8 protein-coding genes, 16 tRNA genes and 1 rRNA gene are annotated in these 16,277 nt (G+C 48.1%); 1 reads left to right on the top strand and 24 read right to left on the bottom strand.

Annotation, left to right across the window (positions count from 1 at the left end; genetic code table 11):
* Nucleotides 1–37 precede the first annotated feature (37 nt).
* The 4 genes from G358_RS0103540 to G358_RS0103525 form a co-directional block, all read right to left on the bottom strand.
* Entirely contained in the window at nt 38–934 is an 897-nt protein-coding gene (locus G358_RS0103540) for a carbohydrate ABC transporter permease (protein ID WP_019635816.1), read from the bottom strand.
* A gap of 16 nt (nt 935–950) precedes the next feature.
* Nucleotides 951–1,856, bottom strand: coding sequence for an ABC transporter permease (locus G358_RS0103535; RefSeq protein ID WP_019635815.1), 906 nt, complete (start codon nt 1,854–1,856; stop codon nt 951–953).
* Nucleotides 1,857–2,061: 205 nt separating this feature from the next.
* The gene (locus G358_RS0103530) at nt 2,062–4,344 is read right to left on the bottom strand and encodes a helix-turn-helix domain-containing protein (RefSeq protein WP_019635814.1); all 2,283 of its coding nucleotides are present in this window, start codon (nt 4,342–4,344) and stop codon (nt 2,062–2,064) included.
* A gap of 120 nt (nt 4,345–4,464) precedes the next feature.
* Complete coding sequence (locus G358_RS0103525; protein WP_019635813.1) at nt 4,465–6,807, bottom strand: glycoside hydrolase family 95 protein; 2,343 nt, start codon at nt 6,805–6,807, stop codon at nt 4,465–4,467.
* A gap of 263 nt (nt 6,808–7,070) precedes the next feature.
* On the opposite strand from G358_RS0103525, the gene G358_RS0103520 reads away from it, so the two are divergent.
* Nucleotides 7,071–7,934, top strand: coding sequence for a helix-turn-helix domain-containing protein (locus G358_RS0103520; protein WP_019635812.1), 864 nt, complete (start codon nt 7,071–7,073; stop codon nt 7,932–7,934).
* Between the two features lie 249 nt (nt 7,935–8,183).
* Here G358_RS0103520 and G358_RS0103515 read toward each other — a convergent pair whose 3' ends face one another.
* The 20 genes from G358_RS0103515 to G358_RS0103420 all read right to left on the bottom strand — a co-directional run.
* Entirely contained in the window at nt 8,184–9,011 is an 828-nt protein-coding gene (locus G358_RS0103515) for an aldo/keto reductase (RefSeq protein WP_019635811.1), read from the bottom strand.
* 90 nt (nt 9,012–9,101) lie between these two features.
* Nucleotides 9,102–11,750, bottom strand: a complete 2,649-nt coding sequence (locus tag G358_RS0103510) for a carbohydrate-binding protein (protein WP_026342032.1) — start codon at nt 11,748–11,750, stop codon at nt 9,102–9,104.
* Between the two features lie 77 nt (nt 11,751–11,827).
* Nucleotides 11,828–13,891: an alpha-galactosidase gene (locus G358_RS0103505; protein WP_019635809.1), complete on the bottom strand. Its 2,064-nt coding sequence runs from the start codon at nt 13,889–13,891 to the stop codon at nt 11,828–11,830.
* Nucleotides 13,892–14,260: 369 nt separating this feature from the next.
* Nucleotides 14,261–14,342, bottom strand: a tRNA-Leu gene (locus G358_RS0103500).
* 25 nt (nt 14,343–14,367) lie between these two features.
* A tRNA-Leu gene (locus G358_RS0103495) sits at nt 14,368–14,453 on the bottom strand.
* A 12-nt stretch (nt 14,454–14,465) separates the two neighbouring features.
* Nucleotides 14,466–14,539, bottom strand: a tRNA-Cys gene (locus G358_RS0103490).
* Between the two features lie 12 nt (nt 14,540–14,551).
* Nucleotides 14,552–14,626: transfer RNA gene (locus G358_RS0103485), tRNA-Gly, on the bottom strand.
* Nucleotides 14,627–14,632: 6 nt separating this feature from the next.
* Nucleotides 14,633–14,708, bottom strand: a tRNA-Gln gene (locus tag G358_RS0103480).
* A gap of 23 nt (nt 14,709–14,731) precedes the next feature.
* Nucleotides 14,732–14,807 (bottom strand) — tRNA-His (locus tag G358_RS0103475).
* Nucleotides 14,808–14,839: 32 nt separating this feature from the next.
* Nucleotides 14,840–14,913 (bottom strand) — tRNA-Trp (locus G358_RS0103470).
* 10 nt (nt 14,914–14,923) lie between these two features.
* Nucleotides 14,924–15,009: transfer RNA gene (locus G358_RS0103465), tRNA-Tyr, on the bottom strand.
* A gap of 3 nt (nt 15,010–15,012) precedes the next feature.
* A tRNA-Thr gene (locus G358_RS0103460) sits at nt 15,013–15,088 on the bottom strand.
* A gap of 23 nt (nt 15,089–15,111) precedes the next feature.
* A tRNA-Phe gene (locus G358_RS0103455) sits at nt 15,112–15,187 on the bottom strand.
* A 52-nt stretch (nt 15,188–15,239) separates the two neighbouring features.
* Nucleotides 15,240–15,316 (bottom strand) — tRNA-Asp (locus tag G358_RS0103450).
* A 38-nt stretch (nt 15,317–15,354) separates the two neighbouring features.
* Nucleotides 15,355–15,431: transfer RNA gene (locus G358_RS0103445), tRNA-Met, on the bottom strand.
* Between the two features lie 16 nt (nt 15,432–15,447).
* Nucleotides 15,448–15,523 (bottom strand) — tRNA-Val (locus tag G358_RS0103440).
* 148 nt (nt 15,524–15,671) lie between these two features.
* Nucleotides 15,672–15,746, bottom strand: a tRNA-Glu gene (locus G358_RS0103435).
* A gap of 69 nt (nt 15,747–15,815) precedes the next feature.
* Nucleotides 15,816–15,907: transfer RNA gene (locus tag G358_RS0103430), tRNA-Ser, on the bottom strand.
* A gap of 3 nt (nt 15,908–15,910) precedes the next feature.
* A tRNA-Asn gene (locus G358_RS0103425) sits at nt 15,911–15,986 on the bottom strand.
* 137 nt (nt 15,987–16,123) lie between these two features.
* Nucleotides 16,124–16,277: ribosomal RNA gene (locus G358_RS0103420) — 23S ribosomal RNA — on the bottom strand; the annotation flags it as partial.

Below are 16,277 nucleotides of genomic sequence, written 5' to 3'. Positions count from 1 at the left end.
CTCCCTTTTGTCATGTAATTTAAATTATTCGAATGAATTAACCTTTTACTGAACCAACCAGCATCCCCTGTACAAAATAACGCTGTACAAACGGATAAATACAAAGCACCGGCAATGTCGCTACGACAATTAATGAATATTTCAACAAATCAGCCATCTGCTGCTTCTCCACCATCTGCATCGCGTCCATCGTGCCTGCGCCGTTGTCGAGAATAATGATGCTGCGGAGAATTAATTGCAGCGGGAATAAATGATCCGATTTCAAATAAATCAGCGCATCGAAGTACGCATTCCATTGCCCGACTGCATACATCAAGAAAAGCACGGCGATAATCGGTTTGGACAGCGGTATAACGACGCTCCAGATGAAGCGAAGATCCCTGCACCCGTCCAATTCGCTTGCTTCCACCAATTCATCCGGAATGGACGACTGGAAGAAGGTTCTCGCAATGATTACCTGCCATACCCAAACGGCATTGGGTATAAGCAGCGCCCAGCGGGTATCGACCATACCCATCTGTTTGACGACCATATAAGTCGGTATCAGGCCGCCGCTAAACAGCATGGTAAACATAATGAGCATCATCAGCACATTTCTGCCGTAGAACGTCTTGCGGGACAGTGGATAAGCTATCATTATCGTCAGCGTCACGCTGATCAATGTTCCAGCAACGGTATAAAACAGTGAGTTGCCGTACCCCGTCATGATTTGCGGATTCTGAAAAATTGTAGAGTAGCCTTTGAATGAAATATCGACCGGCCACAGCCATACTTGACCGGACGACACCGCCGCCGGGCTGCTGATCGAGCTGCTCAAAATATATATGAGCGGGTATATGACGATGACAAGCACAAGTGTCAGCACCGTATATACAGCTCCCAGAAATACCCGGTCCCCGATTGAATTTTTCACTGTATAACTTAATGAAGGCATGTGTACACTCCCTTGTCTACCAAATGCTATTATTCGAAATACGTCTGGCTATAGAATTGACGAAGACCAATAAGCCTAAATTGATCAACGAATTGAACAAGCCAACCGCTGTCGCGAAGCTGTAATTGGCGTTCAGTAAACCGATCTTGTACACATAAGTAGATATGACTTCCGATGTAGCCGTATTGAGCGGATTTTGCAGCAAGTAAATTTTCTCGAAGCCAAGTCCCATAATGCTGCCAACATTCAAAATTAAAATAATCGTAATCGTCGGCAGTATTCCCGGCAAGTCAACATGCAAAATCTTTTGCAAGCGGGAAGCGCCATCCACTTTAGCCGCCTCATACAGCACCGGATCGATGCCGGCAAGCGCGGCTAAATAAATGACCGACGCATACCCGGCCCCCTGCCATACATCAGACCATACGTAGATCGACCGGAACATATCCGGCTCGCCTAGAAAGTTGATTGAATCCATGCCTAGAGCATTCAGCACTGTATTGAAGAAGCCAAGCCGCGGAGCCAAAAACAGCATGATCATCGATACCATGACTACGGTAGAAATAAAGTACGGCGCAAAAGTGACCATCTGAACAAGCTTCTTGAATTTTGCGCTGCGCACTTCATTCAAGGCTAATGCCAGTGCAATCGGTATCGGGAAACCAACAGCCAATTGATATATGCTGATGAAAATCGTGTTCTTCACCAGCGTCCAAAACATCGGATTGTCAAAAAACAGCTCAAAGTGTTTGAACCCGACCCATGGACTGCCCCATATCCCCTTTGTAACGTTATAGTCTTTGAAAGCAAGCACGACATTCAGCATCGGATAATATTTAAAGATGATGAAAAATAACAGCGGCGGAATGACGATAAGATACAGCTGCCAGTGCTTGATCAAGCTTTTTCGTGCAACATCCAATAAAATCCCCCTTTCAGCATAAAGCCCTTGATGTGTTTCGGCGCTTTGACAGCGCTTTCTACACGGATCATTGTAGTGGAATTGGCAATGGCCACGGTAGGTACAATAGAGGTTCCGAACGTACACCTTTCCCGATTATGGAGGGGCTTTTTTCCGTAAACAATGCAAAAATCCCGGATGCACGAAGCAGCCGGGAGGTTGTAATCTATATGGATTGCCTGTAGGAGCTTGGCGAAACCCCCATGACTCGTTTAAATGCCCGGCGGAAAGAATGAGAGCTGCTGTAACCGACACTTGCTGAAATTTCATCCACCGTATGCTCTTTATTTTTTAACAGTCCAACCGCCTTTTCCATTCGGACTTGCTCTAAATAATCGGATAAATTCGTGCCCGTAACTTCCTTGAACAAATGCGAAATATATTTCTCGGGACGCTCTGCCTGCTCCGCTACACGGTATAAATTCAGCTCCTGATCCGAGTAATTGTCGAGAATAAACCGCTTGATGCGTTCAATGATCTCCGTATGATTATCATTTTTCTTACTCTTAATGACGGAGCACAGCGCCTTAATGATCTGCAGTATTTCCTCCTGAACGGCGGCCATGCCTTTCGCGGGCTGGATGCTCATAATTTGATGATGAAGCTCGTCAAAGGACGGCGACTCTTCGAATACCTTCTGATTAATGAGCTGTATTAACGTGCCTCGAAGCTCGCTCACCAATTGCAGCCTCATATCTGGCGATAAATTTTCGTTTTCTATATTTTTGTCCATAACGGACTTTACGATCTTAACCGCCTCTTCCTCATCTCCGGCACGCATCGTGCTGATCAACCGCTGCTCAATATCCATCGGGTAATAATAGCTTCTGCTCCCCACCTTGAAATCATTGAACCACGAAACAGGCCCCCGGTTGCAAAGAAGCGCATATTCTAACGTCTGCTTAGCTTGCTCATAGGAATGCGTAATTTCTTGGATAGAGGAAAATGGATCGCCGATAGCGACGTTCACTTTTATTTTGTATTCGTTATAAGCCATCGAGAGCAAATCATCCAGCAGTTGCCCCATTTTTCCGCGTCCTTCACCTTTAATTCCATTCATGAAAATAACAGCCATCCGATCCGATCCGACGTCCGTTACCAACACCTGTTCCGTCCATTCCTCCAGCCTCTGCGTTATGATCAGCCGTGCCGTGTGCAGCTCATTCATAATTTCAACGCTGTCCATCTCTCCGTATCCGATAATTTGCAGAACGCCTACGTAGCCCGTGTCACCTTCAAGCTTCGTATTGGCTTGCGCGGCTGCAGCCGCAATATCATCCGAGGTTTGAAACTCTCCCAAAATGAGACGCTTCAGAAACCCATCCCGAATCAGAGGCCGCTGGCGCCGCAATTCAACTTCAAGCCATTTGTTCTCTGTAATCATACGCGAGATGTTTCCATGGAGGAAATCGTACGCATTTCGCCCGGATATCCCGTCTTTGGCAAACTGCTCCTTCATCACGCCCAGCAGCCTGTGCAGCGGCGCGCTGTTGCGATACGACAGCAATAGACCGGCAATCAAGCCAATGACGATTGCCATCCCTGTAACTAGCCAGGAAATATGCTTGATCCGGTTGGCATTCTCCATCAGAACCTGCTGCGGAATCCCCGCTTGATACACCCAGCCATTCGTTTCAGAATGGATCATAATGACCAGGTCATCCTTATAGAACTGGCTTTGCTTCTCTTGCTGAAAATCCGGGTCGGCGGACATCTTCTCCACATCATCTTGCAAAACACCCTGCAGACTAATCGGATTTCCCTTCTCGTCACGGATATAGGTCCATCCTCCGTAACGCTCGCTCCAGCCGGAAAGCAGTCCCGTAATATTGCTCTCATCAATCATGACGACGACGGTAGCGGGCGACGACCCGCTAAAGCTATCGAGAGGGAGCGATTGCATGTATGTAATGACGGCTTGTTCTTTTTTGTCTTCGTTCACAACGATTTGCAGCGGCACAATCTCACTTCTGTGCGTCTGCTTCAGTATTTTCGCTTCCCATTCGTCCCGGGACATATTTTTAAAATGCGACACCTCGTAGAAATATTCAGGCTGGTATGTGGACCCTTTAGCTAAAATTACGTTGTAATTGCTTAAGTAAATATAATAGTTTTGTAAAAAATCATTCGTCTGACTAAAAGGCATAACTTGCTTCATGACATCCCACATGCCGTAAACGTTCATACTGCCATTTGCAGCCTCTTCACTCATCAGGACGCTTAAATCCTGATTTAGCGCCAACTGTCTCGTAAAACCTTCCACCTCGGCCATCCGGCGTTCCAAAATTTCTTGGCTCTTTCGCAGCTCCGTTACGCTGTTATCAATCGACATCGATTCGGTAACCGTAATGGAGGTCCGATAAGAGACATAACCCGCTATACTTGGCAGGATCAAAATGAACAAATAAGAAATTAAAAACTTCCGGAAGATTCCCGAATATCGAGGCATTGACGAACCACCTCCCTCTCTGTGTTAGCGTTTACATAATGGCTTAGCCAAAATAACGACGGAAAGACAACTGCAGCCCCTCTAATGACCGCAGTTGTCTCTAATTCTATTGATGCTATATCATTCAACTTCCAATTGACCGTTCAAATGATAAACCCCTCCGGATTCAACATCAAGCGATAGCTTACTTTCTCCAGCACGGATCGTCACCACTCCCGGTGTAAATGCCCGCAGCGTTGCTCTGGCCAATTGACCGTGCTTCCAGGCGATATCGACTTCCGCATTCCCTTTTGCCCGCAGCCCCGCTACCGCCCCGCTGGACCATGCTTCAGGCAGGGCCGGCAGCAGATGGATTTCACCGGCATGGCTCTGCAGCAGCATTTCGGCAATAGCGGCCGTCCCGCCAAAATTTCCATCGATAACAAAAATGTTCGTCTCCGCTCCGGCAATGCCTGGCTTCGAATAGGTCAGCATATTGTCAAAGCACAATTCACCGATCAGATGGGCGATATGCTTACGGGCCTTATTCCCATCGTGCAACCGGGCATAATAAAGGCCAAATAACGCTGCCGTAAACTCAATGTCTTCCAATTCGTCCTGCAGCATACGATTTTCCAGTGTCACTCTGGCGGCGGCACTTAGCTCCGGAGTCCCGTCCGGCGTCACCTGGTTGCCGGGATACAGTGCAGTCAGATGGGACAAATGGCGGTGCTCAGGCTGCGCTTCTTCATAATCTTCCAGCCATTCCTGCAGCTGCCCCCTTTTGCCGATTTTAAGCGGCGGCAGCTTAGCGATGGCTTCCTGCAATGTGTCCTGGAACGGCTCATCCCGGTTCAATATTTTCGCCGCTTCCAAGCAAAATTGAAACAGATCCCGTACCAGCACCTGATCCAGAGTAGAGCCCATCGACAATTGCTGCACGCCTTGGCTCCGGTCATGCGGATAAAAATGATTCTCCGGCGAATTGGAAGGCCCTGTAACGAGATAGCCATAGCCCGGATGAATCGTCATATACTCGAGGAAGAAAGCCGCTGCTTCTTTTAATACAGGATACGCCTGCCGTTCCAGAAAGTCTCGATCTTGACTGTACTCATAATGCTCGATCAGATGCGTCGCAATCCACAGTCCTCCTGTCACATTGAGGCCCCATGAAGTCTCCCACCCAGGAGCCGTAAAGCCCCATGCATTGGAAAATACATGGGCCACCCAGCCTTCACACCCATAGAAATCATTTGCGGTGACTTTCCCCGCCTTCGACAAATCTTCAATATACCGCATTAACGGAAGATGGCTCTCCCCCAGATTGGTTACTTCCGTCGGGTAATAATTCATCTGCGTATTGATGTCCAGATGATAATCGCAGCTCCAGCCCATACGGCAAGCTTCGCCGTCATTCCATATGCCCTGCAAATTCATCGGCAAAGGCGAATCCGCCCGCGAACCGGCGATCGTCAAGTAGCGGCCATACTGCAGAAATAAAGCGAACAACTGCGGATCATCAATCTGCCCCTGCTTGAACAAACGGATGCGCTCATCCGTCGGCAAGGCAGATTGCTCCGATGTCTCTAAACGGATACTTACTTTGTCATACTGCTGACGATAGTCCTTGAAATGATTTTCGCGCAGGCCGGCATAGCCATATTCGATGGCCTTCTCCAGCAGGCGCTCAATCTCCTTAGCCCAAGCATCCGTCCCGCTGCGGTAATCGGTACTCACCGCGAAATAAATCCAGGCCTCGTCCGCGCTGCTTATAACTAGCCTGCCCGCTTCCTGCCGCACGGTGCCACCCGCTGTAACGACTTTAACTGCACCCTGGCTCTTTACGCCGCATGAGCCGCTGCTATGTATTTTCTCTGTCGCCTGGCCCTGGAACAGCAGCGAGCTCTCGCTGGCCGCCTCAACGGCAAATTGTTCGGTACTTCCCTTTAGCTCCAGAGTAAACGAAACGGCACCAGCTCGCTCGCTCCATAATCTGCATGCGACGATATTATCCGGATGGGAAGCGAATACTTCTCTTTGCAGACGGTTGCCGTCAATCCGGCTGTTTGTTTGCACAATAGCGTCCCTCAAGTCCAGCTCGCGACTGAAGTGGCCTGCCTCTGTCGTCTGATTGATTTGTTCAGCCCCTTCTTCCAGCCGATCAAACGTAATGATTACATCGCATAGGGCTAAATTTGTTCCATAGTTTTGCTTCTCGGGCTGCAAATATTGCTTGGCCAGCCGGTCCCCCCCAGCATAGTCTCCAGCGAAAAAATGCTTCCGCATCCGCTCGAGTCCAGCTTTGCCTTCAGAGCGGCTCGGCGTATGCTCCGCCTGTCCAGACCAGTAGGTTACCTCTGACACGCTCCATATTTCACGCTGCGGTGCAGACATAATCACCGCTCCGACTCGGCCATTTCCAATTGGCAATCCTTGTGACCAGTTATTTGCAGGGCTTGAGTACCATAGTTTAAAATCACTCATATCGCTTCCTCCTATCAATGACGGCGTATTAACTGCTTTCCATAATTTGTCTAGGAAAATTTTTCTAACCTTTCATCTCTTTAAATAATTCAAACCTCTCATCTTTTTACAAATCGTTCGTTAAATACTCGGAAATTTGTCCCAGAGCAATTGAAATTATCGTATCATTGAGTTATAAAAATGTCTTTGTTGACGCATTCATAGATTTGACGATTTGTACGGTCTTTTTATGAATAGCAAACATGAAAGAGAGGCATGAAATTTTGAGAAAATTGTCGGACATGACTCCGTTTGTCGGAGATATTATGACTTATTTATACGATGGCAGTACTAATGAGCATCTGCGTGTTGGCAGCGTGTATGCCTTTCATCTATTTACGGATGGACCTGGGAGGATGGAAATCGACGGGCAGTTCTTTCCAATCGATCGCAGGACACTGATATTCTTGCGTCCTGGACAGCCGCATGCCTTTCATATCTCTCCATCGCATCCGCTGGCCTCTTACAATCTGTACTGCGATTTATGGGAGTGCCATTCCCCAGCCTCTCTTAATCGTTCATTCATCTACGCGCCTGCTCCTTTCGAGCTGGACAGAATAGCTGCAGCGCCGTTATGCACGGAATTGGACCGGCTTCCTAGCGTCTTTTCACTGCGTGCTCATCCCCAGCTTTTCGACACCTTCGTGATGATAGCCAAAGCCTTCAGCGACGCTCATTTTTATCGGCATGAGGCGGTGAACAGCTTTTTCTATGCCTGGATTTTGTCTTGGTACAATGCCGTCCACAGCCAGCAGCCTAGTGATTATCGGATCGTCCGCCTGCTGGAGCATCTGAACGCTCACCCGGAACGCGGGGAATCGATTGATTGCTGGGCCGAAATGTGCGGGCTGAAGCGGACCTATTTTCATGAGCTGTTTTTGCGGGAGACCGGGCTTACACCTAAAGCCTACCATCACGGTTTGGTAATGAAGCGGGCGGCTAACCTCCTGCTGGAGAGCGATCTGAGCATAACGTCCATCGCCGAAAAGCTGGGCTATCCCTCGATTCACCCTTTTTCCAGACATTTCAGCGCTTATTTCGGCATGACGCCGAGTCAATATCGCGTCAATCCGCAGGGCAGAGCATAAAGGAACGTTTAAGAGTTATTAGAACATGATTAGGTATGAACGCCCAGGTTCATAAAAGGTTAAGGTACTGAGGAAAGGAAATGGGTTGTCTAAAGCTGCCTATACTTCAGCAAAGCACCGGTGAATACGAGACTGGACCATTTTAAGAGGCAGTGTTCTAAAAAAAATCGCGCTTCCCTGCCATTGAGCGAGGAAAGCGCGATGATCTGGACGCTGATGATCTGAAGGTTGATGGTCTGAAGGTTGAGCTTATAAGTTAAAGTTGTCCGGATCGGCGCCGATTCGCTGGTTTTGATTCAAGCCGTTAATTTGCTCCAGCTCTTCCGGTGTTAGCTCGAAATCAAATACGTCGGCGTTTTCGATAATCCGCTGCTCATTCGCCGATTTCGGAATCGTCACAATTTCATTCTGCAAATCCCACCGGATAATAACTTGGGCCGTTGATTTGCCGTATTTGGCGCCGATTGCCTTCAATACTTCATTATTCAGCAGCTTGCCTTGAGCGAGAGGGGACCAAGCTTCAATCTGGATGCCCTGGGACTTGCAATACTCGCGCAGCTCGACCTGGCTGAGCAGCGGATGCAATTCCACCTGGTTGACAACCGGCCTAACCTCCGCGTCCTCCAGCAAATCCTGCAAATGATGAATTTGGAAGTTGGATACGCCGATGGAGCGGACTTTACCCTCTTTATGCAGCTTTTCGAGCGCTTTCCAGGTTTCTTTGTACTTTCCTTTCACAGGCCAATGAATCAAATAAAGATCAAGATAATCGAGCCCAAGCTTGCCCATGCTCGTATCAAAAGCTTTCAGCGTGCTCTCATAGCCTTGATCGGAGTTCCACACCTTCGTCGTGATGAACAACTGTTCACGTGGGACGCTCGAGGCTCTGATCGCTTGGCCGACGCCTTCTTCATTATCATATAAAGCCGCTGTGTCGATGCTTCTGTACCCATTTTTGATCGCCGTTCCTACGGAATCGATGACCTCTTGACCATCGCTTACTTTGAATACGCCAAGACCCAACCACGGCATTTGCTCTCCATTCGACAAGGTCACGGCAGATTGTACGTTATTCATGCAGTAATACGCCTCCTTCGAAAAATGCGAGAGGTTCCTCCTAGAAGAACATCCTTCTCCTACCCAAAATATACCGGGCTGGGGTTAAAGTCAATTATTCGGCTCTATTTTATACAATTTCGATTCCGCTCCCTTTAAAGAGATCGTAAAGGAAGCGGGTCGAATATCCAATTGCTCCGTCCACATATCGGTTACTTTATATGACGAGACCGTATTGTTCTCTATACCGGCACGCGTCAAATCGATCGGTTGCTCCACATTATTTTGCGTATAGTTGAAGACAGCCAAATAATGCGTTCCATTGTCGGATAATACGAACATATTCGCCGCGTTTATACCCGTGTTGCCTTCCACAGGCCTGAAAGCTTTGCCTTTCAGGGCCAACGCATTTATTTGCGGCTTGGTTAGAAGCGCCTCCATATACTGCCGCGCTGTCTGACTGCTTACATCATCCGAGTTCAAATACACCGTTCCCGAAATAGCCGCCGCATTGACGCGCGATTGTGCACCTTCAAACGAACCTCCCTTGGCAAGGGTCATGTAGTCCGGATCCGTGTAATGATAAATCGTGCCGTTTTGCCACCAGCCGTAAGTAAGATTGTTAAGCTGATACTCGGTGCTGCCGATGCTTCCGTCGATGTCGCAGGAAATCCGCCGGCTGTGCGCATATTGGCTTGGGAATAGCGGAGCGATCGAAGCGCTGATGAACATGGAATCGTCCAAAGCGTCATTCAGGTAAGCCATTCCCTGATTATACGCCTGAATTCCGGTTTGCACCTGCGGGTCGAAATGCTGGCCTTCCAATGCCCCATGCGTCAGAAAATCAATTTTGATATACTCGAAGCCTTTATCCTTGAACCTGTTCATGTAGTAGGTTATGCGCTGCTTCGCTGCCGGATGCGTAGGGTCAACCGGATAAGCGCCGTCCAATGTCGGCAGAGGGTTGTTGTTCTGATCGCGCAGAACAATGTCGCCGTACGTATACTGTCCGTTGGTTCCCTCCACAACCTGGTCTAAATTATCTCCCCAATAAACGAATGGCGAATAGTAAATGCCAGCCTTCTGTCCATTGTTATGAATCAGAGTCACCAGTTCAGACAGCTGCTGATCTGTCATGTTGTCCCAGTAAGAATCAAGATTAATATATAAATCCCCATTGTTATGAAAAGACTGATTCTGCAGCTTCTCTTTAAAATAGTTCGAGGCGGCTGCCGCCTTGTCATAGCTTAGCGCGCTCTCATGCGCACCCCAGCTATTCCAGCCGACGGGAACTCCCTGCGGAATGCCCGGGCCAAACACTAGCGGCGGGCTAATGGCTGCATTCATTTCACCGAAGCCCTCAAGGCCATCCCGATAATCGTCATAGAAGCCAACAAAGATTTTAGGCGAAGCAATTTGCGTACCTGTCACATAGCCATGTTCAATGGTGTCGCGCGTCGAGGTTTGTGAAGTGAAGCCTCCAAATACGCGCAGCTTGTTCAGTTTATTTTCCGAGCCGCTCCAATAAATGCCCGTCTTCCACGTATCATGTGTCACCGAGCCGATGACCAGCCCGTTCCGGCTTGAATTATCAAAAACCGCCGTCAGCTCTGAACTTACATAATTATCATTGTTCAGATTCGTATTGATCGTTTTCGACTGATATCTGGACCAGCTGTCATTATCGAATGGAGCGACGAGGACACGATGATCTCCATCGGTACCGATATGAAGGCCGCCCTTGGCATCGATAACGATAGGAGCTATGTTATTCGTCGTTAATGGGACACTCTGCTGCACAACGGTTTCTGTAAGCAAATAAGGGGCATTATTATACACATAGTAGATTTGTTGAAGTGTTGGCCGGCCCTGCTCCTCATTATGAATCGTTATGCGGATTCCCTCACCCGTCGCGTCCTGGAATGGTACGACTTCATTGCTGTTAAAGGAATGGTGGCCATAATCTTTGCTGGCCAATGTCTGAGCAAGCTGAACTGTACTATAAATGCCTTTGGCGACTGTTTTTCCATTCCAATTGTATTGTGCCAAGCCTGAATTCGTATTATAAAGAAGCTCATAGGATGGATTGGCTACCTTGATCCCATTGGTATATTCAGTCAGAGTGATCGAATTATACTGTGTCACTTGGATAGACTGGCCGAGATCCCCGATGCTGCCGTCACTGCCTGAACCGCCGTTGCCATCCGAATCAAAGCTCAGCTCAATTTTGTCGAAATCAGGCGAATAGCTCCCGTCGTCATCGAACAATATTGTATTGCTTCCCTGCTGCAAATAAATTTGAATGTCGTACTGGCCAAGCGTATCCCAGTCCGCTGTCTTCGGAAAACTGAGATTTTCCTTCTCTGCGCCATTCACGGAGATTGATGCCGAACGGGAATCTCCCGAAATGTAATGTACAGTCATGGTGTAAACACCCGCTTCGTCCACGTTCACTTCATTAAATTGCAGAGTGGCCCCGCCGTACAAATTTCCTACTTTCTTCCCGCCCGAACAGAAGCCGCAATTTACTGCTTCGGCATTCCCCGTTAAAGTATTCAGAGTTGATTCTGCTTCATATGCTGCTGTGCTTGTATTGGACGACAAAAGGCTTGCAGATGACGGCTCATTGCTAGACATACCTTGAACAGCAGTGCTTTCATTTGCGCTAGCAATAGAAGCTCCTAGCAAAGAGAACACGAACATGGCGGATAGTATTGCCATGATAGAACTTTTCATAAACCTGAATCGTTGGATACGCAAGAGAATCCCTCCTCGTTAATCAAACTGATAATGACCGGTTCAAAAAGCTGCAATGCTGCCTCTTCGTGCTGCCTATATTAATTTTCTCTTTGCAGTTTGAAAATTTTTGATTCTGCAGGCTCCAGATTCACTGTCAGATCACCTGATGTCTGACTGTGCTTGCTTTCCCATAAGTCGGATACGTTGTAGCGAGCCGTACCATCCAGTCCAGCACGCTTCAATGAAATCGTCTTCTGTGCCGGCTGTTCGGCATCAAAGTTAAAGACGGCGATATATGCGCTGTCCTGCTGCTTCGGGTCAGGCAGTACAAACACATCCGAAGCACGCTTGCCGAGGCTGCCCTCTACGGGTATGAAGGTTTTGCCTAAACGGGCTACGTCCATGACCTCCTGATTTTGCAGCCACTCCTTGGCACGCGAAGCCGCTTCCTCATTTCTGAAATCATCCCCAAGCAGCAGCACAGTACCTCCGATGACGGATGCCGTTAGGCGGCTGCGCCCTTCATGCCGGGTCGTTGATTCTTGATTGCAGCTTCTATATACGACGGAATGATCCGGGTCATTGAAACGGTATAGCGTTTCATTCATCCACCAGCCGTGGGTAATCGAGTTGAGCAAATATTCCGTATCCTGAATCTTTCCGAATACGTCACATGAAATTCTGCGGCTGTGCGCAAAGGAATACGGAAAGAGCGGCGCGATCGACAAATTAATGAAGAAAGGTCTGCCGATTCTTTCCGGCGACAGTCTGTGAGCCAAATAAGACAGGCCGAAATGATATGCTGCTTTTCCAGTTGTAATCGCGGGATGATGATGCTGTCCTTCCAGCGCGCCATGCGCCATAAAATCAAGCTTCACATATTCGAAGCCTTCCGCGACGATTTTTTCCGTAAACCAGTCGATTCGTTCCAGCGTTCCAGGATGCGTAGGATCAATCGCAAGTCCACCTGCAATATCCGGCAGTATCTCCCCCTCCGCATCCCGCAGTAAAATATCTTTATACTTATATTTTCCGTTCGTTCCTTCTACAGGCTGTTCAAACTGGGCCGGACTGCCCCAAAAAGCAAATGGCGTCCAATATGTGCCGGGTTTATGCCCATTTTGCCGTACTCTCTTCAGCGCGTCCTCCATCTCTGCAGGCGTCAGTCTATCCCAAAAAGCATCAAAGTTAATGTACAGCGTGTTTTCATTGTGAAAGCCTTGTGGCTGTACTTCATTTTTCAGAAAATCGCTAGTCATAGTATATATTTCATAATCCAGATCACTCATGACCGCAGACCAGCTGTTCCAGCCAAACGGGACACTCCCTTCCCATTTCAATGGCGGCGATACTCTCGTATTGGCCCAGCCATAGGCTTCCATTCCGGCCCGGTAATCTTCATAAAAGCCGACAAATACCAAGGGAGATTCAATTCTCTTTCCTTTAAGATGGCCATGCGGCTGTGAATCCCTCGTCATTTCCCCTGCTGCTCCTGCATATAGTTCAAATTCATCCAGCTTCCCCGCTAGCTCACCCTTCATGCGGATCCCCGTTTTCCAGACATCGTGGCTAATAGAGCCCGCAATTAAACCGCGGCGGCTTTCTGTCTGAAATAAAGCGGTCACTTCGTAGCTTTCCGTATCGAGTGGCGCTTTCTCCGTTACATAACGTACCCACTTGTCATTGTCGTAAGGCACGCGTAATACGTTAAGCTCATCCTCATAACTTTCATTCTCATCGTCAAAGGACAAGGAATTAGAGCGCATTACGACGATCTTGTTCGTCTTGATTTCCTCTTCACTTTCAATTGTGCTTTTTAGTAAAAAAAACGGCGAATGTTCATAAAGGTAAAAATGCTGCTCCAAAACCGGAAGGGTTGGCGATTCATGAGAAATAACGAACTGAAGTCCTTTACCAAAGCTGTCCTCGATCTTCTGCGGCTGTTCCTTCACAACATGGCGTTCATAATGTCCGGTGTCGTATTCCCGCCCTTGCCATCTAAATGCGCTTCGTGTTGTTTTAATTGCAGGGAAACCGCTGCTTTTACAAGAAAACTCTCCTTTGTCTAAATCAATTTCAAGTTCTAACTTGCCATTGCTTGCACTCATGAGCGACTTCGACTTCATGTTTACTTGAACCGCGATATCGCTGCCAGCCAACATCTCTCTGCCTCCCTTGCCAATGCTTTTTAACTGCAGACATAAGCCCGTAGATATTTAAACTGCAACATAAAGTCTGCAATCCCACACCCGCAGTTTGTTCTCATTATAAGAGAGCAATCCAAGCCGTTTCTATGCAAGGATGTTCCGATCTATAGCGCATTTTAACCTATCTTTATCCAGACCTTTGTTAAAAAGAGGCATATGAGACTCTCGCTGCATTGCTCGACCCTGCACGATCCTGTTCGTACCTGCTTAATCCTCATTGATCGCAATTCAAGCAATTTAGTTATAAATTGGCATGATAATAAAAAAAAGAAGGTATATAAAACTGCTTGTTATAAGCAATCTTACATACCTTCTTTTTCGTAATACCGATGGCCGGACTCGAACCGGCAAGCCTCTCGGCACCGCATTTTGAGTGCGGCGTGTCTGCCAATTCCACCACATCGGCATAATATAAAATTATGCTATACAAGTGCGGAAGACCAGACTTGAACTGGTACGGTAGTAACCTACCGCAGGATTTTAAGTCCTGTGCGTCTGCCGATTCCGCCACTCCCGCAAAGAAGAATCATGGAGGCGCCACCCAGACTCGAACTGGGGATAAAGCTTTTGCAGAGCTGTGCCTTACCACTTGGCTATGGCGCCATATATAAAAAATGGAGCGGACGACGGGAATCGAACCCGCGACCCTCGCCTTGGCAAGGCGATGCTCTACCGCTGAGCCACGTCCGCATAATATGGCTGGGGATATAGGATTCGAACCTATGGAATGACGGAGTCAAAGTCCGTTGCCTTACCGCTTGGCTAATCCCCAATATTTGATTTTTTAGATAAAAATGGGGCGATCGATGGGACTTGAACCCACGAATGCCGGAGCCACAATCCGGTGCGTTAACCCCTTCGCCACGACCGCCATAAATAAAATATTTTTTTATACTGTAGAACTGGCAGGGGCAGCAGGAATTGAACCCACACTAACGGTTTTGGAGACCGCTGTTCTACCTTTAAACTATGCCCCTATGGTAAAACTGGTGGAGGCTGATGGATTCGAACCACCGAACTCGTACGAGAACAGATTTACAGTCTGCTGCGTTTGGCCACTTCGCTAAGCCTCCATGTGGTGCCGGCGAGAGGACTTGAACCCCCAACCTACTGATTACAAGTCAGTTGCTCTACCAATTGAGCTACACCGGCTTTTCAATTGTCAAGTGAATCAATGGTGGCTCGGGACGGAATCGAACCGCCGACACAAGGATTTTCAGTCCTTTGCTCTACCGACTGAGCTACCGAGCCTTATAAGAATGAAATGTACAGTTAGTTCTCATCCCTTATTCGAGGATGTAAATGGCGGAGCCGACGGGATTCGAACCCGCGATCTCCTGCGTGACAGGCAGGCATGTTAGGCCTCTACACCACGGCTCCACACTAAGTAATAATCAGGTCCCAGTTTTTATGGGAATTGGTTGCGGGGGCAGGATTTGAACCTGCGACCTTCGGGTTATGAGCCCGACGAGCTACCGGGCTGCTCCACCCCGCGTCAGTAAAATAATATATGGTGGAGGCTAACGGGATCGAACCGCTGACCCTCTGCTTGTAAGGCAGATGCTCTCCCAGCTGAGCTAAGCCTCCGAGGAAAGACAATTTCTATTGTACCACATAACTCACTTAGAAATCAAGTTAAACTTAGGACTAGGAAGGGTTTTCAAGCTCTAACGAAGCTTACGCTCCGACGAAGCCCCAAGGGATTCTCATCCCTACTGAAACATATTAATGAAGGTGGTGACCCGTAGGGGATTCGAACCCCTGTTACCTCCGTGAAAGGGAGGTGTCTTAACCCCTTGACCAACGGGCCATATATGTATCATAAAGCTATGATACTAAATGCTCTGACGAACCCATTCGAGAGTTCTCAGTATAATGATGGCGGAGAGAGAGGGATTCGAACCCTCGAGACGCTTGTGACGCCTACACGATTTCCAATCGTGCTCCTTCGGCCAACTCGGACACCTCTCCATATGGCTCCCCGAACAGGACTCGAACCTGTGACAACTCGATTAACAGTCGAGTGCTCTACCGACTGAGCTATCAGGGAACAATATTCAATTCAGGCTTGATCACCTGAAAACTGGATACGAAACTTCATTTGCGTTTGCCCTTCATCTCTTCCGGGCCCCGCCAAAGTAATCGGACTAAGCTTCGTCAGCTTCTCGTCACTTTGGTGGGTAGTATTTGGATAAGCCCTCGACCGATTAGTACCTGTCAGCTCCATACATTGCTGCACTTCCACCTCAGGCCTATCAACCTCGTCGTCTTCAAGGGGTCTTACTAATTGGGAAATCTCATCTTGAGGAGGGCTTCACGCTTAGATGCTTTCAGCGTTTAT

The sequence above is a fragment of the Paenibacillus fonticola DSM 21315 genome, assembly GCF_000381905.1.
Taxonomy (GTDB): domain Bacteria; phylum Bacillota; class Bacilli; order Paenibacillales; family Paenibacillaceae; genus Fontibacillus; species Fontibacillus fonticola.
The sequence above is the reverse complement of the archived record's forward strand: the minus strand, read 5'-3'. Positions and strand labels throughout refer to the sequence as shown.

Bases quoted from the DNA above. Each gene is read 5' to 3' on its own strand.
- G358_RS0103540 (WP_019635816.1), bottom strand. From the start codon at position 934: ATGCCTTCATTAAGTTATACAGTGAAAAATTCAATCGGGGACCGGGTA.
- G358_RS0103505 (WP_019635809.1), bottom strand. From the start codon at position 13,891: ATGTTGGCTGGCAGCGATATCGCGGTTCAAGTAAACATGAAGTCGAAG.
- G358_RS0103515 (WP_019635811.1), bottom strand. From the start codon at position 9,011: ATGAATAACGTACAATCTGCCGTGACCTTGTCGAATGGAGAGCAAATG.
- G358_RS0103530 (WP_019635814.1), bottom strand. From the start codon at position 4,344: ATGCCTCGATATTCGGGAATCTTCCGGAAGTTTTTAATTTCTTATTTG.
- G358_RS0103525 (WP_019635813.1), bottom strand. From the start codon at position 6,807: ATGAGTGATTTTAAACTATGGTACTCAAGCCCTGCAAATAACTGGTCA.